The organism is Pseudomonas marvdashtae (assembly GCF_014268655.2).
GTDB lineage: Bacteria > Pseudomonadota > Gammaproteobacteria > Pseudomonadales > Pseudomonadaceae > Aquipseudomonas > Aquipseudomonas marvdashtae.
Window position 1 is genome coordinate 2007289 of record NZ_JABWQX020000001.1, and the last position, 19146, is coordinate 2026434.

The 19146-nt window shown below is 60.8% G+C and carries 20 protein-coding genes; 9 read left to right on the top strand and 11 right to left on the bottom strand.

All coding sequences use genetic code 11. The features are described from left to right. The first annotated feature begins 208 nt into the window (after window positions 1–208). On the top strand, window positions 209–1465 hold the full coding sequence (icd, locus tag HU742_RS09210) for an NADP-dependent isocitrate dehydrogenase (protein ID WP_186609296.1): 1257 nt from the start codon (window positions 209–211) through the stop codon (window positions 1463–1465). Between the two features lie 76 nt (window positions 1466–1541). Here the strand turns inward: icd and cspD are convergent, their stop codons facing one another. Then, complete coding sequence (gene cspD, locus HU742_RS09215; RefSeq protein ID WP_272976019.1) at window positions 1542–1820, bottom strand: cold shock domain-containing protein CspD; 279 nt, start codon at window positions 1818–1820, stop codon at window positions 1542–1544. Window positions 1821–2045: 225 nt separating this feature from the next. Between cspD and clpS the strand changes: the two genes are divergently transcribed. Next, window positions 2046–2408, top strand: a complete 363-nt coding sequence (gene clpS, locus HU742_RS09220) for an ATP-dependent Clp protease adapter ClpS (protein WP_053157775.1) — start codon at window positions 2046–2048, stop codon at window positions 2406–2408. 29 nt (window positions 2409–2437) lie between these two features. Beyond that, the gene (clpA, locus tag HU742_RS09225; protein ID WP_186637654.1) at window positions 2438–4708 is read left to right on the top strand and encodes an ATP-dependent Clp protease ATP-binding subunit ClpA; all 2271 of its coding nucleotides are present in this window, start codon (window positions 2438–2440) and stop codon (window positions 4706–4708) included. A 210-nt stretch (window positions 4709–4918) separates the two neighbouring features. Here clpA and infA read toward each other — a convergent pair whose 3' ends face one another. The 4 genes from infA to trxB form a co-directional block, all read right to left on the bottom strand. Further along, window positions 4919–5137: a translation initiation factor IF-1 gene (gene infA, locus HU742_RS09230; RefSeq protein WP_002553999.1), complete on the bottom strand. Its 219-nt coding sequence runs from the start codon at window positions 5135–5137 to the stop codon at window positions 4919–4921. Window positions 5138–5295: 158 nt separating this feature from the next. After that, complete coding sequence (locus tag HU742_RS09235) at window positions 5296–6003, bottom strand: arginyltransferase (RefSeq protein ID WP_186609286.1); 708 nt, start codon at window positions 6001–6003, stop codon at window positions 5296–5298. A 57-nt stretch (window positions 6004–6060) separates the two neighbouring features. After that, the gene (gene aat / locus HU742_RS09240; RefSeq protein WP_186637651.1) at window positions 6061–6741 is read right to left on the bottom strand and encodes a leucyl/phenylalanyl-tRNA--protein transferase; all 681 of its coding nucleotides are present in this window, start codon (window positions 6739–6741) and stop codon (window positions 6061–6063) included. Between the two features lie 73 nt (window positions 6742–6814). Further along, a complete protein-coding gene (trxB, locus tag HU742_RS09245; RefSeq protein ID WP_186642285.1) occupies window positions 6815–7774 on the bottom strand; it encodes a thioredoxin-disulfide reductase in 960 nt (319 codons plus the stop codon). Between the two features lie 318 nt (window positions 7775–8092). Between trxB and HU742_RS09250 the strand changes: the two genes are divergently transcribed. From HU742_RS09250 to cysG, 6 genes are read left to right on the top strand one after another with little or no spacing between them, the layout of a single operon-like run. Further along, window positions 8093–10498: a DNA translocase FtsK gene (locus tag HU742_RS09250; RefSeq protein ID WP_186642286.1), complete on the top strand. Its 2406-nt coding sequence runs from the start codon at window positions 8093–8095 to the stop codon at window positions 10496–10498. A 57-nt stretch (window positions 10499–10555) separates the two neighbouring features. Then, a complete protein-coding gene (lolA, locus tag HU742_RS09255; protein ID WP_186637636.1) occupies window positions 10556–11179 on the top strand; it encodes an outer membrane lipoprotein periplasmic chaperone LolA in 624 nt (207 codons plus the stop codon). A gap of 29 nt (window positions 11180–11208) precedes the next feature. Continuing rightward, the gene (locus HU742_RS09260) at window positions 11209–12534 is read left to right on the top strand and encodes a replication-associated recombination protein A (RefSeq protein WP_186642287.1); all 1326 of its coding nucleotides are present in this window, start codon (window positions 11209–11211) and stop codon (window positions 12532–12534) included. Next, on the top strand, window positions 12531–12905 hold the full coding sequence (gene crcB / locus HU742_RS09265; protein ID WP_018608522.1) for a fluoride efflux transporter CrcB: 375 nt from the start codon (window positions 12531–12533) through the stop codon (window positions 12903–12905). Before HU742_RS09260 ends, crcB begins: the two co-directional genes overlap by 4 nt. Window positions 12906–12920: 15 nt before the next feature. Next, a complete protein-coding gene (gene serS, locus HU742_RS09270; RefSeq protein WP_186637630.1) occupies window positions 12921–14201 on the top strand; it encodes a serine--tRNA ligase in 1281 nt (426 codons plus the stop codon). Further along, complete coding sequence (cysG, locus tag HU742_RS09275; protein WP_186642288.1) at window positions 14202–15596, top strand: siroheme synthase CysG; 1395 nt, start codon at window positions 14202–14204, stop codon at window positions 15594–15596. It abuts the gene before it with no gap. Between the two features lie 79 nt (window positions 15597–15675). On the opposite strand, the gene HU742_RS09280 is transcribed toward cysG, so the two are convergent. From HU742_RS09280 to tusD, 6 genes are all read right to left on the bottom strand, one after another. Then, window positions 15676–16662 carry a glutathione S-transferase family protein gene (locus tag HU742_RS09280; protein WP_186642289.1) on the bottom strand — a complete coding sequence of 329 codons (987 nt, stop codon included), beginning with the start codon at window positions 16660–16662 and terminating at the stop codon, window positions 15676–15678. A gap of 88 nt (window positions 16663–16750) precedes the next feature. After that, window positions 16751–17752, bottom strand: a complete 1002-nt coding sequence (locus HU742_RS09285) for a glycosyl transferase family protein (RefSeq protein ID WP_186642290.1) — start codon at window positions 17750–17752, stop codon at window positions 16751–16753. Next, a complete protein-coding gene (locus HU742_RS09290) occupies window positions 17749–18084 on the bottom strand; it encodes a TusE/DsrC/DsvC family sulfur relay protein (protein WP_186637621.1) in 336 nt (111 codons plus the stop codon). The genes HU742_RS09285 and HU742_RS09290 overlap by 4 nt, the downstream gene beginning before the upstream one ends. Then, window positions 18081–18374, bottom strand: coding sequence for a sulfurtransferase complex subunit TusB (gene tusB, locus HU742_RS09295; RefSeq protein ID WP_186642291.1), 294 nt, complete (start codon window positions 18372–18374; stop codon window positions 18081–18083). The genes HU742_RS09290 and tusB overlap by 4 nt, the downstream gene beginning before the upstream one ends. After that, window positions 18374–18736, bottom strand: a complete 363-nt coding sequence (gene tusC / locus HU742_RS09300) for a sulfurtransferase complex subunit TusC (RefSeq protein WP_186637616.1) — start codon at window positions 18734–18736, stop codon at window positions 18374–18376. Before tusC ends, tusB begins: the two co-directional genes overlap by 1 nt. Further along, window positions 18736–19128, bottom strand: coding sequence for a sulfurtransferase complex subunit TusD (gene tusD, locus HU742_RS09305; protein WP_186642292.1), 393 nt, complete (start codon window positions 19126–19128; stop codon window positions 18736–18738). The genes tusC and tusD overlap by 1 nt, the downstream gene beginning before the upstream one ends. Window positions 19129–19146: the final 18 nt, after the last annotated feature.

A 19146-nucleotide genomic window follows, 5' to 3' on the forward strand; every position in this document is an offset into this window, starting at 1 on the left:
ACTTCCGTACACGTCCATTGGTCTAAACGTCGCAGGTCGCAGGGCTGGGCTATGCTCAAGTTTGGCGCTTTTCCCTTGGTTTTCAGGCTTGTACGCGGCGAAGTTGATTAATTTGCCCGGCATGGGCCGAACGTAGGGTTTGCGTGCCGATACAACTGGGGTACGCTCGAACGCAGCCAGATGTTCAATCCAAGCAATGGAGTTCAGCATGGGGTATCAAAAGATTCAGGTTCCGGCCGTCGGTGACAAAATCACCGTCAATGCAGACCATTCTCTTAATGTTCCCGACAACCCGATCATCCCCTTCATCGAAGGCGATGGCATTGGCGTTGATATCAGTCCGGTCATGATCAAGGTCGTCGACGCAGCGGTTGAGAAGGCTTATGGCGGCAAGCGCAAGATTTCCTGGATGGAAGTCTACGCGGGTGAAAAAGCTACCCAGGTCTACGACCAGGACACCTGGCTTCCCCAGGAAACCCTGGACGCGGTCAAAGACTATGTGGTTTCCATCAAGGGTCCGCTGACCACCCCGGTCGGTGGTGGTATCCGCTCGCTGAACGTAGCGCTGCGCCAGCAACTCGACCTTTATGTCTGCCTGCGCCCGGTGCGCTGGTTCGAAGGCGTGCCCAGCCCGGTCAAGAAGCCTGGCGACGTGGACATGACGATCTTCCGCGAGAACTCCGAAGATATCTATGCCGGCATCGAATGGAAAGCCGGTTCGGCCGAGGCCACCAAGGTCATCAAATTCCTGAAAGAAGAAATGGGTGTCACCAAGATCCGCTTCGACGAAGATTGCGGTATCGGTGTCAAGCCGGTTTCCAAGCAGGGCACCAAGCGCCTGGCGCGCAAAGCCCTGCAATATGTTGTCGACAATGACCGCGATTCGCTGACCATCGTGCATAAAGGCAACATCATGAAGTTCACCGAAGGTGCCTTCAAGGAATGGGCCTACGAAGTAGCAGCCGAGGAATTCGGCGCCACCCTGCTCGACGGCGGGCCGTGGATGCAGTTCAAGAACCCGAGGACCGGCAAGAATGTCATCGTCAAGGACGCCATCGCCGATGCGATGTTGCAGCAGATCCTGCTGCGTCCGGCCGAATACGACGTGATCGCGACCCTGAACCTGAACGGTGACTACCTCTCCGACGCCCTGGCGGCGGAAGTGGGCGGTATCGGTATTGCGCCGGGCGCCAACCTGTCAGACACCGTGGCGATGTTCGAAGCCACCCACGGCACCGCGCCCAAGTATGCAGGCAAGGACCAGGTCAACCCGGGTTCGCTGATCCTGTCGGCGGAGATGATGCTGCGCCACATGGGTTGGACCGAAGCGGCCGACCTGATCATCAAGGGCACCAACGGCGCGATTTCGGCCAAGACCGTGACCTATGACTTCGAACGCTTGATGGACGGCGCCAAGCTGGTGTCTTCTTCTGGCTTCGGCGATGCGCTGATTTCGCACATGTAAGCGCGTCCAGGCCACAAAGAAAATGCCCGGTTCGAGTGATCGAACCGGGCATTTTTCATGACGTTGGGGCAGGGCTTCAGTGGTTTTCGGTGACGCGGGTCCGGACGACTACCGGGGCGGCATCGGTCTGCACGTCGACGGGGACAATGGCAATGGCGTGCACGCCCCTGGGTCCCTGGATTTTATCGAATGTCACGGCTTGCCCGGCCTTCAAGGTTTTATAACCGTCCATCTGGATCGCCGAAAAATGTGCAAACAGGTCTTCGGTTTGGTTTTCTTCGTTGATGAAGCCATAGCCCTTGGCATTGTTGAACCATTTTACCTTTCCCTTGAATCGCATCCCGGTGCCCGACATACCAATTTCCCTCTGCAACACACCCCGGCAACGGAGTATCATCCTGATCATCCGCCGTCGATCAATGGAAATCGGATTGACTTCGCGGACCTTTTTAACCCACGGTGGGCTCTATTGGTTGTAACACCGATTTCCCGATAGTCAAGGTGATCGGGCAGTAGCGGTTGAAATCGCCTGCAAGTGGCCCCATCACTGTATTCGCTAACTAAACGAACCTTTCTTTCCATGCATGCAATCAGCCAGATTCGACTAACATTCAATCAGGATCGCCCGGATCAACATGACGACGATTCCGCAGGCATTGCTGTTCAGGAAGCAAAGCCGGCGTTACAGGCACCACCGATGTACAAGGTGGTTTTGTTCAACGATGACTACACACCGATGGATTTCGTCGTCGAAGTGCTCGAGGTGTTTTTTAACCTGAATCGCGAGCTGGCGACCAAGGTCATGCTGGCCGTCCATACAGAGGGACGGGCAGTATGTGGAGTGTTTACCCGCGACATCGCCGAGACGAAGGCCATGCAGGTCAACCAGTACGCCCGGGAAAGCCAGCATCCGCTACTCTGTGAAATCGAGAAGGACGGTTAACGCCGACCACTTGGGTATGAGGTGAAGCTATGTTAAACCGCGAGCTCGAAGTCACCCTCAATCTTGCCTTCAAGGAGGCTCGTTCGAAGCGTCATGAGTTCATGACCGTCGAGCACCTGCTGCTGGCCCTATTGGATAACGAGGCTGCCGCCACCGTTTTGCGTGCCTGCGGCGCAAACCTCGATAAACTCAAGCATGATTTGCAGGAGTTCATCGACTCCACCACGCCATTGATCCCCGTCCACGATGAGGATCGCGAAACCCAGCCAACCCTGGGCTTCCAGCGTGTCCTGCAACGTGCTGTCTTTCATGTACAGAGCTCGGGCAAGCGTGAAGTGACCGGAGCCAACGTGCTGGTCGCGATCTTCAGTGAACAGGAAAGCCAGGCGGTTTTCCTGCTCAAGCAGCAGAGCGTTGCACGTATCGATGTCGTCAACTACATCGCCCATGGCATCTCCAAAGTGCCGGGGCATGGCGATCATTCCGAGGGTGAGCAGGATATGCAGGACGACGAGGGCGGTGAGTCTTCTTCTTCGGGCAATCCGCTGGATGCCTATGCCAGCAACCTGAACGAACTGGCGCGCCAGGGGCGTATCGACCCGCTGGTCGGGCGCGAGTCGGAAGTCGAGCGTGTCGCGCAGATCCTGGCTCGGCGTCGCAAGAACAACCCGCTGCTGGTGGGCGAGGCGGGCGTCGGCAAGACCGCGATCGCCGAAGGCCTGGCCAAGCGCATCGTCGACAATCAGGTGCCGGACCTGCTCGCCAATAGCGTGGTGTATTCCCTCGACCTCGGCGCCTTGCTGGCCGGTACCAAATACCGCGGTGACTTCGAGAAGCGCTTCAAGGCGTTGCTCGGCGAGCTGAAGAAGCGTCCCCAGGCGATCCTGTTCATTGACGAGATCCACACCATTATCGGTGCCGGGGCGGCGTCGGGTGGCGTGATGGATGCATCCAACCTGCTCAAGCCGTTGCTGTCGTCGGGCGATATCCGCTGCATTGGCTCGACCACGTTCCAGGAGTTCCGCGGGATCTTCGAGAAGGACCGTGCCTTGGCGAGGCGCTTCCAGAAGGTCGATGTGTCGGAGCCGTCGGTGGAAGACACCATCGGTATCCTGCGCGGGCTCAAGGGCCGCTTCGAGCTGCATCACGGCATCGAATACAGCGATGAAGCCCTGCGCGCCGCCGCCGAACTGGCCTCGCGCTACATCAATGACCGGCATATGCCGGACAAGGCCATCGATGTGATCGACGAGGCGGGCGCCTACCAGCGCCTGCAGCCGGTGGAGAAACGCGTCAAGCGCATCGAAGTACCGCAAGTCGAGGACATCGTTGCGAAGATTGCGCGGATTCCGCCAAAACATGTCACGAGTTCCGACAAGGAATTGCTGCGTAACCTGGAGCGCGACCTGAAGTTGACGGTGTTCGGCCAGGATGCGGCCATCGACTCGCTGTCGACCGCCATCAAGCTGTCCCGCGCCGGTCTCAAGTCGCCGGACAAACCGGTGGGTTCGTTCCTGTTCGCCGGTCCTACCGGTGTCGGCAAGACCGAGGCGGCGCGGCAATTGGCCAAGGCGATGGGCATCGAGCTGGTGCGCTTCGACATGTCCGAGTACATGGAGCGTCACACCGTTTCGCGTCTGATCGGTGCGCCTCCAGGTTATGTCGGTTTCGACCAGGGCGGCTTGCTGACCGAGGCGATTACCAAGCAACCGCACTGCGTGCTGTTGCTCGATGAGATCGAGAAGGCGCATCCGGAAGTCTTCAACTTGCTCCTGCAAGTCATGGATCACGGTACGCTGACCGATAACAACGGGCGCAAGGCGGATTTCCGCAACGTGATCATCATCATGACCACGAATGCCGGTGCCGAGACCGCGGCGCGCGCTTCGATCGGTTTCACCCATCAGGACCACTCGTCCGATGCGATGGAAGTGATCAAGAAGAGCTTCACGCCTGAATTCCGCAACCGCCTGGACACCATTATCCAGTTCGGTCGCCTCAGTCATGAAGTCATCAAGAGCGTGGTGGACAAGTTCCTTACCGAACTTCAGGCGCAGCTCGAAGACAAGCGCGTATTGCTGGAAGTCACCGATGCGGCTCGTAGTTGGCTGGCGGAAGGTGGTTACGACGTGACGATGGGCGCGCGGCCGATGGCTCGCCTGATCCAGGACAAGATCAAGCGTCCGCTGGCCGAGGAAATCCTCTTCGGCGAACTGGCCGAGCATGGCGGTGTGGTCCACATCGACATCAAGGACGGCGAGCTGACGTTCGACTTCGAAACCACGGCCGAAATGGCCTGACCGTTAGCGGTATCAAGCAAAAGGCGCCGAAAGGCGCCTTTTTGCTGTGTGTTGGGATCGGTCCCACGCTCCGCGTGGGAGCGCCTCAACGGACGCTCCGCGTTCGGCTTTTGGGACGCAGAGCGTCCCTGGCTGCATTCCCACGCGGAGCGTGGGAACGATCCACAAACAAAAACGCCCGACATGAGCCGGGCGTTTTGTATTGACTTGTTAGCGAGCGCGGTAAGTGATGCGCCCTTTGCTCAAGTCATAGGGCGTCAGCTCGACGCGCACTTTGTCACCGGTAAGAATACGAATGTAGTTCTTGCGCATCTTGCCGGAGATATGCGCGGTTACGACGTGCCCATTTTCCAACTCCACACGAAACATGGTGTTGGGCAGGGTGTCGACGACAGTGCCTTCCATTTCGAAGCTGTCTTCTTTCGACATGCAGTAAAGCCCTCGGTATCCAGTGAATGGCCCGGTGCAACTGCGCCAGGCAAAAGCGGCGTGCATTGTGCCCGAAAAAGGGGGGGCAAGCCAAGGGGTTCTTGGGAGGTTCATCAATGAGGCTGGCGCCGGGACCGAGCAAGAACCCGCGAGCTGCCTTAGTTCAAGACAACCCACCGCTGGTTGATCAGCAATTCAATGGGCCGATATTGGGTCTTGTAGTTCATTTTTTTGCAGTTCTTGATCCAGTAGCCCAGGTAGACCGCTTCCAGGCCCAGGCGCCGGCATTCGTTGATTTGCCAAAGGATTGCGTAGCGTCCGAGGCTGCGTTTTTCTTCGTCGGGCTCGTAAAAGGTATACACCGCGGACAGCCCGTTGGGCAGCAGGTCGGTGACGGCGATGGCCATCAACTTGCCTTCGAGGCGAAACTCATAGAACCGCGAAAACGGCAGGTCGCGTACCAGGAAGGTCGAGAATTGGTCACGGCTGGGTGGGTACATGTCGCCGTCGGCGTGGCGCTGTTCGATGTAACGCTGGTACAGGTCGAAGTATTCTTCGCTGAACTGTGGCTTGGCCGGCCGAACCTGCAGGTCGGCGTTGCGCTTGAAAATGCGCTTCTGCTGGCGATTGGGCGTGAATCGAGCCACGGGGATGCGCGCGGGGACGCATGCATTGCAATGCTGGCAATGGGGCCGGTAGAGATGATCGCCACTGCGACGAAAACCCATCTCCGACAAGTCTGCGTAGACATGCACGTCCATGGGCTGGCTAGGGTCGAGGAACAGCGTCGTGGCCTGCTCCTCAGGCAGATAACTGCAGGAGTGGGGTTGAGTGGCATAGAACTTCAAGCGCGCCAACTCAGTCATGATCGACCCTCGGAAATAAACTTCAATTGAAGTGTAAGCCAGGAGCGCGAATATCGCTCAGCAAACCCAGGAGGCACGGTTGGGCTGATCCAGGTGGGCCTTCAGGTAACCGGCGAACGCTGCGCGCGGAATCGATCGCGCACCCAGGCTGTGCAGGTGCTCGGTGGGCATCTGGCAGTCGATCAGCACGAAACCCGCTTCCTTGAGATGTTGGACCAGGGTTGCGAAGCCGAATTTCGACGCGTTGTCGGCCCGGCTGAACATCGACTCGCCAAAAAACAGTTGCCCCATCGCCAGGCCGTACAGGCCGCCCACCAATGCGCCCTGATCCCAGACTTCCACCGAGTGGGCGAAGCCGCGCTGGTGCAATTCCAGATAAGCGGTCTGCATGGCGTCGGTGATCCAAGTGCCGTCGGCATAATCGCGGGGTGCGGCGCACGCCTTGATGACAGCGGCGAAATCCCGGTCGAACGTCACTTCATAGCGTTGCTTGCGCAACAGCTTGTTCAGGCTGCGCGAGACGTGCAGTTCGTCGGGAAACAGCACCGTACGCGGGTCCGGCGACCACCAAAGGATTGGTTGGCCCTCCGAGAACCAGGGAAAGCAGCCGTGACGATAGGCCTGGATCAACCGATCGGCAGACAGGTCCCCGCCGGCAGCCAGCAGGCCGTTGGGGTCGCGCATGGCCTTTTCCAATGGCGGGAAATCGAATGTGTTGCGTTGTAACCAAGTGAGCATCGTTATCCGGGCGTGCAGAAGGGTAGGGTGGCCGGGCCCCGAAGGGATCGGTGCCCGGCCTAGAGGTTAACCGTCAAACGGTCGGAATGTCATCGAGATACTTCTCTGCATCCAGTGCGGCCATGCAACCGGCGCCGGCCGACGTAATGGCTTGTCGATAGACATGATCGGCCACGTCGCCAGCGGCGAAAACGCCTTCGATGTCGGTGGCGGTGGCATTGCCCTCGCTGCCGCCGCGTACGATCAGGTAACCGTCGCGCATCTGCAACTGGCCTTGGAACAAGTCGGTATTGGGTTTATGTCCGATGGCAATGAACACCCCGGCCAAGGACAGCGTGCTGGTTTCGCCCGTCTCGCTGTGCCGCAGGCGCGCGCCGGTCACGCCGCTGGCGTCACCCAGCACTTCGTCGAGGTTCTGGTTCCAGTGCAGCCGGATGTTGCCGCTGGCGGCTTTTTCGAAGAGTTTGTCCTGGAGTATTTTTTCCGAGCGTAGCTTGTCCCGTCGGTGAACCAAATGCACTTCCTTGGCGATGTTGGACAGGTACAAGGCTTCTTCCACTGCGGTATTGCCGCCGCCGATCACCGCCACTACCTGGTTCTTATAGAAGAAACCGTCGCAGGTCGCGCAGGCTGAAACGCCTTTGCCGGCGAAGGTTTCCTCCGAGGGCAGCCCGAGGTATTGAGCCGAGGCACCGGTGGCAATAATCAGCGCGTCGCAGGTGTAGGTGCCGCTGTCGCCGACCAGTTCGAACGGACGCTGCTGCAACTTGGCGGTGTGGATATGGTCGTAGACGATCTGCGTGTCGAAGCGCTCGGCGTGCCGTTGCATGCGCTCCATCAGCACCGGTCCGGTCAGGCCCTCGACGTCGCCGGGCCAGTTATCGACTTCCACCGTGGTCGTGAGCTGGCCACCGGCCTGCATGCCGGTAATGACGACGGGTTTGAGATTGGCACGGGCGGCGTAGACAGCTGCGCTGTACCCCGCGGGGCCGGAACCGAGAATAATCAGGCGTGAATGCTTCGCTTCGCTCATAAAAACACCTCATAAGCCTTTGTCACAAAAGAGAATGCATGCTCAAATTGGCGCCCATCAACCCCTGTTTCTGGCTATGCTGTCGCCGAGCGTACGAGCAATGCCTCGGGCGTGACAAACCCGTACAATGCTTGAGTTTTGAACGCAGGAGCGGCAAAAGATCAAATCTTCGGCAACACCTGCGGTTTTCCGGACGCATGCCACAGTGGTAAAAGTAGTACCGGTTGTGCACATTCACTTTTTTACCTGCTCGTCATGGGCAGTTTTTTATAGTCATTCAACAGATGGACGCGCCATTGGCGCAGGAAAAGAAGCGTTTTGAAGAAATCCACCGCAGCACCCAAGACAGTCGTTCCGCTCTGGCGCCAACAATTGCACTACCGACTCAAGGAAGGTGCGTTGATCGCCATCGGTGCCTTGTGCCTGTTCCTGATGATGGCCTTGCTGACCTACGGCAAGGACGATCCGGGCTGGAGCCATAACAGCAAGATCGAAGACGTGCAGAATTTTGGCGGTCCGGCCGGTTCCTACAGCGCCGACATCCTGTTCATGGTGCTGGGCTATTTCGCCTACATTTTCCCGTTGCTGCTGGCGATCAAGACCTACCAGATTTTTCGCCAGCGCCATGAGCCGTGGCAGTGGAGCGGCTGGCTGTTCTCCTGGCGCCTGATCGGCCTGGTGTTCCTCGTGCTGTCGGGTGCCGCGCTGGCCCATATCCATTTCCATGCACCCACCGGCTTGCCGGCCGGGGCGGGCGGCGCGCTGGGGGAAAGCCTCGGCGACCTGGCCAGGAATGCCCTGAATATCCAAGGCAGTACCTTGCTCTTTATCGCCCTGTTCCTGTTCGGCCTGACGGTGTTCACCGACCTGTCGTGGTTCAAGGTCATGGACGTCACCGGCAAGATCACCCTCGACCTGATCGAGTTGATCCAGGGCGCATTGAACCGCTGGTGGACGGCGCGCAACGAGCGCAAGCAACTGGTGGCGCAACTGCGTGAAGTCGACGACCGCGTCCACGACGTGGTGGCCCCGACGACGCCGGACAAACGCGAGCAGGCCAAGGTCAAGGAACGCCTGATCGAACGCGAGCAGGCCCTGAGCAAACACATGTCCGAGCGGGAAAAACAGGTGCCGCCGGTCATCACCATGGCCCCGACCAAGCCGCCCGAGCAAAGCAAGCGCGTGCAGAAGGAAAAACAGGCGCCGCTGTTCGTCGACAGCGCGGTGGAAGGCACCTTGCCGCCGATCTCGATCCTGGACCCTGCCGAGAAGAAACAACTCAATTATTCTCCCGAATCCCTGGCGGCCGTTGGGCACCTGCTGGAAATCAAGCTCAAGGAGTTCGGGGTCGAGGTCTCGGTGGATTCGATCCATCCAGGTCCGGTGATTACCCGTTACGAAATCCAGCCGGCCGCCGGCGTGAAAGTCAGCCGCATCTCCAACCTGGCCAAGGACCTGGCGCGTTCCCTGGCCGTGACCAGCGTCCGGGTCGTGGAAGTGATTCCCGGCAAGACCACCGTGGGCATCGAGATTCCCAACGAAGACCGCCAGATCGTGCGTTTCTCCGAAGTGCTGTCCACCCCTGAGTACGATAACCACAAGTCGCCGGTCACCCTGGCCCTGGGCCACGACATCGGCGGCAAGCCGGTCATCACCGACCTGGCGAAAATGCCTCACCTGCTGGTGGCCGGTACCACCGGTTCCGGTAAGTCGGTGGGGGTGAACGCGATGATCCTGTCGATCTTGTTCAAGTCCGGCCCGGAAGACGCCAAGCTGATCATGATCGACCCGAAGATGCTCGAATTGTCGATCTACGAGGGCATTCCGCATTTGCTGTGCCCAGTGGTCACCGACATGAAGGACGCGGCCAATGCCCTGCGCTGGAGCGTTGCCGAGATGGAGCGCCGCTACAAGCTGATGGCAAAGATGGGCGTGCGCAACCTGTCGGGCTTCAACGCCAAGGTCAAGGAGGCCGAGGAAGCCGGTACGCCGTTGACCGACCCGTTGTATCACCGCGAAAACATCCACGACGAAGCGCCATTGCTGCACAAGCTGCCGACCATCGTCGTTGTGGTAGACGAATTCGCCGACATGATGATGATCGTCGGCAAGAAGGTCGAAGAGCTGATCGCCCGTATCGCCCAGAAGGCCCGTGCGGCCGGTATCCACTTGATCCTCGCGACCCAGCGGCCATCGGTGGATGTGATCACCGGTCTGATCAAGGCCAACATTCCGACGCGCATGGCATTCCAGGTGTCGAGCAAGATCGACTCACGGACGATCATCGACCAGGGCGGCGCCGAACAACTCCTGGGCCACGGCGACATGCTCTATATGCCGCCCGGTACCAGCCTGCCAATCCGCGTGCACGGTGCGTTTGTTTCCGATGACGAAGTGCACCGCGTGGTAGAGGCCTGGAAGCTGCGCGGCGCGCCTGAATATAACGACGACATTCTTGCCGGTGTCGAAGAGGCCGGTAGCGGTTTTGAAGGCAGCAGCGGTGGCGGCGACGACGACGCCGAAACCGACGCGCTTTATGACGAGGCGGTGCAGTTCGTCCTGGAAAGCCGCCGGGCTTCGATTTCCGCCGTACAGCGCAAGCTGAAGATCGGTTACAACCGCGCCGCACGCATGATCGAAGCCATGGAAATGGCCGGTGTGGTGACGGCGATGAACACCAACGGCTCGCGCGAAGTACTGGCGCCGGGCCCGATGCGCGACTGATGACCCGGGCGGCGTGGTGACACGTCGCTCGCCCCCCACGAATTCATGAGGACTCCCATGCGCCTGATTCGCATGCTGCTGTTGCCCGTATTGGCCGTGACCACTTTGTCGGCCCATGCCGGCGAAAAGGACGTGGCCCGCCTGACCCAGTTGTTGGGCGGCTCCCAGACCCTGACCGCGCGCTTCTCGCAATTGACCCTCGATGGCAGTGGTACTCAATTGCAGGAAACGGCGGGTGACATGGCCCTGCAGCGTCCGGGCCTGTTCTACTGGCACACCGATGCGCCTGCCGAACAGCTGATGGTGTCGGATGGCAAGAAAGTCTCCCTGTGGGACCCGGACCTGGAACAGGTGACGATCAAGACCCTCGACCAGCGCCTGACCCAGACGCCAGCGCTGCTGCTCTCCGGTGACATCTCCGAGATCAGCCAGAGCTTCGACATCACCTCCAAGGAAGCGGGCGGCGTGATTGACTTCACCCTCAAGCCCAAGACCAAGGACAGCCTGTTCGACAGCCTGCGCCTGTCGTTCCGCAACGGCCTGGTCAACGACATGCAACTGATCGACAGCGTCGGCCAGCGCACCAACATCCTGTTTACCGGGGTCAAGGCCAATCAGCCGATCGCCCCGTCCAAGTTCAAGTTCGACATCCCCAAGGGTGCCGACGTGATCCAGGAATAACCCTACGCCTGGAGGTTGCATAAGCAGTGATGGACCTGTTTCGAAGCGCCCCGATTGCCCAGCCATTGGCCGCCCGCCTGCGGGCGACCAACCTGGATGAGTACGTCGGTCAGGAGCATGTGCTCGCCCGGGGCAAGCCCCTGCGTGAGGCCCTGGAACAGGGGGCCTTGCACTCGATGATTTTCTGGGGGCCTCCCGGCGTGGGCAAGACCACGTTGGCGCGGTTGCTCGCGGAAGTCTCGGACGCGCGTTTCGAAACCGTGTCGGCGGTGCTGGCCGGGGTCAAGGAGATCCGTCAGGCGGTGGAAATCGCCAAGCAGCAAGCCGGCCAATACGGCAAGCGCACCATCCTGTTTGTCGATGAAGTGCATCGCTTCAACAAGTCCCAGCAGGACGCCTTCCTGCCCTACGTCGAAGACGGCACGCTGATTTTCATCGGCGCGACCACCGAGAACCCCTCGTTCGAACTCAACAACGCCTTGTTGTCCCGGGCGCGGGTCTATGTCCTCAAGAGCCTCGATGAGGCAGCGATGCGCAAGCTGGTGCATCGCGCGTTGACCGAAGAGCGCGGCCTGGGTAAGCGTCAGCTCAGCCTCAGCGATGAAGGCTTCCAGATCCTGTTCAGCGCCGCCGACGGCGATGGCCGGCGCCTGCTCAATTTATTGGAAAACGCCTCGGACCTCGCCGAAGACAACAGCGAGATCGACGTCGAGCTGCTGCAAAGCCTGCTGGGCGATACCCGACGCCGTTTCGACAAGGGCGGCGAGGCGTTCTATGACCAGATTTCGGCGCTGCACAAATCCATACGCGGCTCCAACCCCGACGCCGCTCTTTATTGGTTCGCCCGGATGATCGACGGCGGCTGCGATCCGCTGTACCTGGCCCGACGCGTGGTGCGCATGGCCAGCGAAGACATCGGCAATGCCGATCCGCGGGCCTTGAGCCTGTGCCTGGCGGCCTGGGACGTACAGGAACGCCTTGGCAGTCCGGAAGGCGAGCTCGCCGTGGCCCAGGCCATCACTTATCTGGCCTGCGCGCCGAAAAGCAATGCCGTCTACATGGGCTTCAAGGCGGCGATGCGCAGCGCCACCGAACACGGTTCCCTCGAAGTCCCGTTGCACCTGCGCAACGCGCCGACCAAGCTCATGAAGCAACTGGGCTATGGCGAAGAATACCGTTACGCCCACGACGAGCCCGACGCCTACGCCGCTGGCGAAGACTATTTTCCCGAAGAACTCGAGCCCCAGTCATTCTATCAACCGGTGCCCCGTGGCCTGGAATTGAAGATCGGCGAGAAGCTCAATCATTTGGCACAGCTGGACCGACTGAGTCCACGGCAGCGGAGAAAACCTTGATCCCCTTGATTCTTGCGGTCTCTGCCGGTGGCGTCGCCGGCACGCTGTTGCGTTTCGCCACGGGTAACTGGATCAATGCAAATTGGCCACGGCACTTCTATACCGCGACGCTGGCCGTTAATATCGTGGGCTGTCTGCTGATCGGCGTTCTTTACGGCCTTTTTTTGATTCGTCCCGAGGTGCCCATCGAGGTGCGCGCGGGATTGATGGTCGGCTTTCTTGGCGGCCTGACGACTTTTTCATCCTTCTCACTGGATACGGTGCGCCTGCTGGAAAGCGGGCAGGTGCCGCTGGCCCTGGGCTACGCGGCCATCAGCGTGTTCGGCGGGCTGCTCGCCACCTGGGCCGGCCTGTCCTTGACCAAACTTTGATAACGAGAGACCGACATGCTCGATTCCAAACTGTTACGTAGCAACCTCCAGGACGTAGCGGACCGCCTGGCATCCCGCGGCTTTGCCCTGGACGTCGCGCGCATCGAAGCGCTGGAAGAACAGCGCAAGACCGTCCAGACCCGCACCGAAGCCCTGCAGGCTGAACGTAACGCGCGCTCCAAATCCATCGGCCAGGCCAAGCAGCGCGGTGAAGACATCGCGCCGCTGATGGCCGATGTCGAGCGCATGGCGGGCGAGTTGAGTGCCGGCAAGACCGAACTGGACGCGATCCAGAGCGAGCTGGATTCGATCCTGTTGGGCATCCCGAACCTGCCTCACGAATCGGTGCCGCTCGGCGAAGACGAAGACGGCAACGTCGAAGTGCGCCGCTGGGGCACGCCAACCACCTTCGATTTCCCGGTACAGGACCACGTGGCGCTGGGCGAGAAATTCGGCTGGCTGGACTTCGAGACCGCGGCCAAGTTGTCGGGCGCGCGTTTCGCCCTGCTGCGCGGGCCGATCGCCCGTCTGCATCGCGCACTGGCGCAGTTCATGATCAACCTGCACGTCACCGAGCACGGCTATGAAGAGGCCTACACGCCGTACCTGGTCCAGGCGCCTGCGTTGCAGGGCACCGGCCAGTTGCCGAAGTTCGAGGAAGACCTGTTCAAGATCAGCCGCGAGGGCGAGGCCGACCTGTACCTGATTCCGACCGCCGAAGTCTCGCTGACCAACATCGTGGCCGGCGAGATCGTCGACGCCAAGCAACTGCCGATCAAGTTTGTCGCTCACACGCCGTGCTTCCGCAGTGAAGCCGGCGCATCTGGCCGTGACACCCGCGGGATGATCCGCCAGCACCAGTTCGACAAGGTCGAGATGGTCCAGGTCGTCGAGCCGTCGAAATCCATGGAAGCCCTGGAAAGCCTGACCGCCAACGCCGAGAAGGTCCTGCAATTGCTGGAACTGCCGTATCGCACCCTGGCGCTGTGCACGGGCGACATGGGCTTCAGCGCGGTCAAGACCTACGACCTGGAGGTCTGGATCCCGAGCCAGGACAAATACCGCGAAATTTCGTCGTGCTCCAACTGCGGCGACTTCCAGGCCCGCCGCATGCAGGCGCGTTTCCGCAACCCGGAAACCGGCAAGCCGGAACTGGTCCATACCCTCAATGGCTCCGGCCTGGCGGTGGGTCGTACCCTGGTGGCAGTGCTGGAAAACTACCAGCAGGCCGACGGTTCGATCCGTGTGCCCGAGGTGTTGAAACCCTACATGGGCGGCATCGAGGTCATCGGCTAAATGGACTATTTGCCACTGTTCCACAACCTGCGCGGCAGCCGCGTGCTGGTGGTTGGCGGCGGGGAGATTGCCTTGCGCAAGTCCCGCTTGCTGGCCGATGCCGGCGCGTTGCTGCGGGTGGTCGCACCCGACATCGAGCCGCAGTTGCGGGAGTTGGTCAGTGGCAGCGGCGGTGAGTGCATCCTGCGCGGTTACGTGGAAGCGGACCTGGACGGCTGCGGCCTGGTCATCGCCGCCACCGATGACGAGCCGCTCAACGCCCAGGTCTCGGCCGATGCTCACAAGCGTTGCGTGCCGGTCAACGTCGTGGACGCGCCGGCGCTGTGCAGTGTGATCTTTCCGGCGATCGTCGACCGTTCGCCCTTGGTCATCGCGGTGTCCAGTGGTGGTGATGCTCCGGTGTTGGCGAGGCTGATCCGCGCCAAGCTGGAGACCTGGATTCCGTCGACCTACGGGCAACTGGCCGGGCTGGCGGCGCGTTTTCGCAATCAGGTCAAAGGCTTGTTTCCCGAGGTGCAGCAGCGTCGGGCTTTCTGGGAAGAAGTGTTCCAAGGTCCTATCGCCGACCGTCAATTGGCGGGGCAGGGTGCCGAAGCCGAGCGCCTGCTGCGGGAGAAGATTGACGGCCAGGCACCAAATGCGGCGGGCGAGGTGTATCTGGTGGGTGCCGGGCCGGGCGATCCGGACCTGCTGACCTTCCGCGCCTTGCGCCTGATGCAGCAGGCGGACGTCGTGCTTTACGACCGCCTGGTAGCCCCGGCGATCCTTGAGCTGTGCCGACGCGACGCCGAACGCATCTACGTCGGCAAGCGCCGTTCCGAACACGCCGTGCCCCAGGACCAGATCAACCAGCAATTGGTTGATTTGGCCCGGCAAGGCAAGCGTGTGGTTCGGTTGAAGGGTGGCGACCCTTTCATCTTCGGCCGCGGCGGCGAAGAAATCGAGGAACTGGCGGCCCATGGCATTCCGTTCCAGGTTGTCCCAGGCATCACCGCTGCCAGTGGATGCGCGGCCTATGCCGGGATCCCGCTGACCCATCGCGACTATGCGCAGTCGGTGCGTTTCATCACTGGCCATCTCAAGGACGGCACCAGCGACTTGCCATGGGCGGACCTGGTCTCCCCGGCGCAGACGCTGGTGTTCTACATGGGGTTGGTGGGGCTACCAGTCATTTGCGAGGAGCTGATCAAGCACGGCCGCGCGGCGAACACGCCGGCAGCGCTGATCCAGCAAGGCACGACGTCAAACCAGCGGGTCTTCACTGGCACCCTGGCGGACTTGCCACGGCTGGTGGCCGAGCACGAGGTCCATGCGCCGACGCTGGTGATCGTTGGGGAAGTGGTGCAACTGCGCGAGAAACTGGCGTGGTTCGAAGGGGCCCAGGGGCAGGTCTGAAGAACCGGTTGATCGTTCCCATTTGATCGTTCCCACGCTCCGCGTGGGAACGCCGCCTGGGACGCTCCGCGTTCCGTTCTCAATTCCCGATCCCGCGCCAAATACCTTTTCCACTCAACCGTTCCCGATCATGGGCAACCGTGAAATCCTGCTTCGGCCCCTTGGGCACGATTCCATTGGGATTGATGGTCTTGTGGCTGCCGTAGTAATGACCCTGGATATGCGTGAAATCCACGGTTTCAGCGATCCCAGGCCACTGGTACAACTCCCGTAGCCAGTTCGACAGGTTTGGGTAGTCGGCAATGCGTCGCAGGTTGCATTTGAAGTGGCCGAAGTACACCGCGTCAAAACGGATCATCGTCGTGAACAAACGGATATCCGCTTCAGTCAGGTATTCGCCGGCCAGGTAGCGGCGGGTTTCAAGCAGGGCTTCCAATCGATCCAGTTCGGCAAAGAGTTGGTCGAAGGCTTCTTCGTAAGCGGGCTGGGTGGTCGCGAACCCGGCGCGGTAGACGCCGTTGTTCACCGCCGGGTAGATCCGCTCGTTCAACCCATCGATTTCCCGGCGCAGGTGCTCGGGATAAAGGTCCAGGTCGTTGCCGGTGAGGTCATCGAAAGCGCTGTTGAACATGCGGATGATTTCCGCTGATTCGTTGTTGACGATCCGCTGTTGCTGTTTGTCCCACAGGGCCGGCACGGTGACGCGACCGGTGTAGTCCGGCGTGTCGGCGGTATAGCGCTGATGAAGAAATTGCAGATGGTCGAGTTTGTCGCCGGTGGAGCCGTGAGCCTGGTCGAAGGTCCAGCCGTTTTCCAGCATCAGGTAGCTGACTACCGAGACATCGATCAGGTCTTCAAGGCCTTTGAGCTTGCGAAAGATCAGCGTGCGATGCGCCCAAGGGCAGGCGAGGGACACATACAAGTGATAGCGCCCGGCGTCGGCGGCAAAACCGTTCTTGCCGTCAGCGGTGATCCAGTGACGGCGTTGCGCCTGCTCACGTTGGAAACTGCCGTCTTTGCTTTCGTACCACTGGTCTTGCCAGCGGCCCTCGACCAACAAACCCATCTCGATGTCCTCGCTCAATACTGTTTGGAGACGAGTCTATTCCGATAGGTTCGAACTAAAAGCGCAAAGGTTGGGCGTTGATGATCGGTTAAATCGATCTATCCCGCGCATCCCAATACTGCCGGGCGCGGTCGAAAGCCGCTTCGCGAGTCAGCCCCAGGCCGCGCAAGGCCAAGGCCATGGTGGCGATCAGCGCCAGTTGCGGGTAGCTGTCCTCGACGTCACCGCGCCAGATCGCTTTCAAATGCTCGGGGTCGAGGGTCTCCGGCTTGACGTGGCGCTGCTCGGCCAGTCGCGGCCATTCTTCATCCCAACTGGCGCCGCCGGTGGTGCCGTACAAATGACTGTCGGCGTCCGGGTTGATTTCGATCTCGCCGCCGTCGCCCTTGATCACGATGGCGGTATCGCCCAGTAATCCGCTGGCATTGCGATGCACAGCCTGGTAGCCGGGATGGAAAATGCTTTGCAGGCCGCAACGCGCACCCAGCGGGTTGAGGATTCGTGCCAGGGAGTGGATCGGCGAGCGCAGGCCCAAGGTATTACGCAGGTCGATCATTCGTTGCATTTGCGGGGCCCAGTCCACCAGCGGCATGAACGCCAGGCCACCGTTGTCCAGCGCCATGCCGACCTGCTGCCAATCGCGGCACAACGCAATATTCAAGAAACCGAGCAGCTGTTCGGTGTAGAGCCTGCCCGCCGTGTGAGCGCCACCGCCGTGCATGAAGATCCGCACGCCGTTCTGCCCGAGGCATTTGGCCGCCAGCAGATACCAGGGCAGGTGGCGCTTCTTGCCGGCATAGGTCGGCCAGTCGAGGTCAACCGCCAAGGCCGGAACCACCAGGCGTTGGCGCAGGGCTTCGGTGAAGCCGGCCATTTCCTCGGCGCTCTCTTCCTTGTGCCGCAACAGCATCAGGAACGCGCCGAGCTGGGTCTCTTCGACTTGCTCATCGAGCACCATGCCCATGGCTTCGCGGGCTTCTTCGCGGGTCAGGTTGCGCGCGCCGCGCTTGCCTTTGCCAAGGATGCGCACAAATTGGGCGAACGGGTGTTCGGCCGGGGTCTCGAGGGTCAGCGCTGGAAAGTCGGTCATAAGCAATTCGTCGGTTTGGGCAGGCCCGCCAGCTTGGCGGCGAGTTTGGCGGGAGTGCCTTTGAACAATCGATTCAGGTGCAGACTGTTGCCCTTGTCCACGCCGAGTTTCAGCGCGGTGTACTTGATCAGCGGCCGAGTCGCGGGGGAGAGCTGGAATTCATCATAGAAGGCCCGCAGCAATTCGAGGACTTCCCAGTGCTCGGGGCTCAGCTCGATGCCTTCGGCGGCGGCCAGGGCCGTGGCGACGTCGGCCGACCAATCGCATCGGTCGGCAAGGTAGCCGTCCTTGTCCAGCGCGAGGGTGCGCGCGCCCACGGTCAACGCATTCATAACCAATTGTTGACCTTGTCATGCTGGATCGACAGCTCAACAAAGGCCGGGTAGTCGATGGCTTCGGCCCAGTCTGGAACGGGCAGGGCACGGGCCTGGGCGTCTTCCGCGAGTACGAACACCCTGCGGCTGCCGGACTGCAACGTTTCAAACGGCACGGTGCCAGGTTGCAGCGCATACGTCGCGTCGCCGCACAGCAGCAACGCGTCCTCGCTTCCGAGCACCCGCAGGCAGCTGGCGAGGCGGTTATCGCCGAAGGGCGAATGAGACAATACATGCAAAGTCGACATCAGAGGGTGATCACCTGGTCGTATCGGTCAATGAGCGCGGCGACGTCCGGCGTGCTCAGTACTTTCACCTCGCCCAGCGCCAGGGCATCGGTGGCAACGCCGCGTTCGGCGGCGCTGTCGGCGCAGAGGAACAGGTCTTCGACACCGAACATCGGCAAGGCCTGCAGGTTGGCACTCAGGTCCTTTTGCTGGACGGCCTTGGCGTCCTGGCGGGCGACGAGCTGGAACACGCCGTCATCGAGAAACAGCAGGCCGATGGGCAGGTCGAACGCGCCGCCGGCCAGCACAACGTCCAGCGCTTCCCGGGCGCCAGGGCCGGACCATGGCGCTTGACGGCTGATCAGCAATAAAGACTTGGCCATCACGCGCCTCCAAAACAGATCAAGCGGTCGGCGTCCTGGATTGCATCGTGCAACTGGCCCAGCCCGGACAAGGCCCACGGTGCCTCGACGCTGGCCGCCGAACGCTGGTAGCGCTGGGCTTCCTCGTTATTGAGCACGCCACGTCGCAATGCCGCCGCGATGCACACGACGCCATCCAGTTGGTTGTCGCTGACGAAGGCTTGCCATTGCCGGGGCAGGTCTTGCTCATCCTGGGGGGTGACGATGCTGTTGGCGGCGTTATAGACGCCGTCCTGGTAGAAAAACAGCCGCACGATCTCATGCCCACCGGCCAGCGCGGCCTGTGCAAACAGCAAGGCGCGGCGCGAGGAGGGCGCATGGGCGGCGGAAAACAGCGCGATGGCGAACTTCATGACAGACCCGATCTGTAG

What these genes read in the sequence shown, in the direction of transcription:
- icd (WP_186609296.1), top strand. Translation starts at nt 209, where the DNA reads ATGGGGTATCAAAAGATTCAGGTTCCGGCCGTCGGTGACAAAATCACC.
- cspD (WP_272976019.1), bottom strand. Translation starts at nt 1,820, where the DNA reads ATGTCGGGCACCGGGATGCGATTCAAGGGAAAGGTAAAATGGTTCAAC.
- clpS (WP_053157775.1), top strand. Translation starts at nt 2,046, where the DNA reads ATGCATGCAATCAGCCAGATTCGACTAACATTCAATCAGGATCGCCCG.
- clpA (WP_186637654.1), top strand. Translation starts at nt 2,438, where the DNA reads ATGTTAAACCGCGAGCTCGAAGTCACCCTCAATCTTGCCTTCAAGGAG.
- infA (WP_002553999.1), bottom strand. Translation starts at nt 5,137, where the DNA reads ATGTCGAAAGAAGACAGCTTCGAAATGGAAGGCACTGTCGTCGACACC.
- HU742_RS09235 (WP_186609286.1), bottom strand. Translation starts at nt 6,003, where the DNA reads ATGACTGAGTTGGCGCGCTTGAAGTTCTATGCCACTCAACCCCACTCC.
- aat (WP_186637651.1), bottom strand. Translation starts at nt 6,741, where the DNA reads ATGCTCACTTGGTTACAACGCAACACATTCGATTTCCCGCCATTGGAA.
- trxB (WP_186642285.1), bottom strand. Translation starts at nt 7,774, where the DNA reads ATGAGCGAAGCGAAGCATTCACGCCTGATTATTCTCGGTTCCGGCCCC.
- lolA (WP_186637636.1), top strand. Translation starts at nt 10,556, where the DNA reads ATGCGCCTGATTCGCATGCTGCTGTTGCCCGTATTGGCCGTGACCACT.
- HU742_RS09260 (WP_186642287.1), top strand. Translation starts at nt 11,209, where the DNA reads ATGGACCTGTTTCGAAGCGCCCCGATTGCCCAGCCATTGGCCGCCCGC.
- serS (WP_186637630.1), top strand. Translation starts at nt 12,921, where the DNA reads ATGCTCGATTCCAAACTGTTACGTAGCAACCTCCAGGACGTAGCGGAC.
- cysG (WP_186642288.1), top strand. Translation starts at nt 14,202, where the DNA reads ATGGACTATTTGCCACTGTTCCACAACCTGCGCGGCAGCCGCGTGCTG.
- HU742_RS09280 (WP_186642289.1), bottom strand. Translation starts at nt 16,662, where the DNA reads ATGGGTTTGTTGGTCGAGGGCCGCTGGCAAGACCAGTGGTACGAAAGC.
- HU742_RS09285 (WP_186642290.1), bottom strand. Translation starts at nt 17,752, where the DNA reads ATGACCGACTTTCCAGCGCTGACCCTCGAGACCCCGGCCGAACACCCG.
- HU742_RS09290 (WP_186637621.1), bottom strand. Translation starts at nt 18,084, where the DNA reads ATGAATGCGTTGACCGTGGGCGCGCGCACCCTCGCGCTGGACAAGGAC.
- tusB (WP_186642291.1), bottom strand. Translation starts at nt 18,374, where the DNA reads ATGTCGACTTTGCATGTATTGTCTCATTCGCCCTTCGGCGATAACCGC.
- tusC (WP_186637616.1), bottom strand. Translation starts at nt 18,736, where the DNA reads ATGGCCAAGTCTTTATTGCTGATCAGCCGTCAAGCGCCATGGTCCGGC.
- tusD (WP_186642292.1), bottom strand. Translation starts at nt 19,128, where the DNA reads ATGAAGTTCGCCATCGCGCTGTTTTCCGCCGCCCATGCGCCCTCCTCG.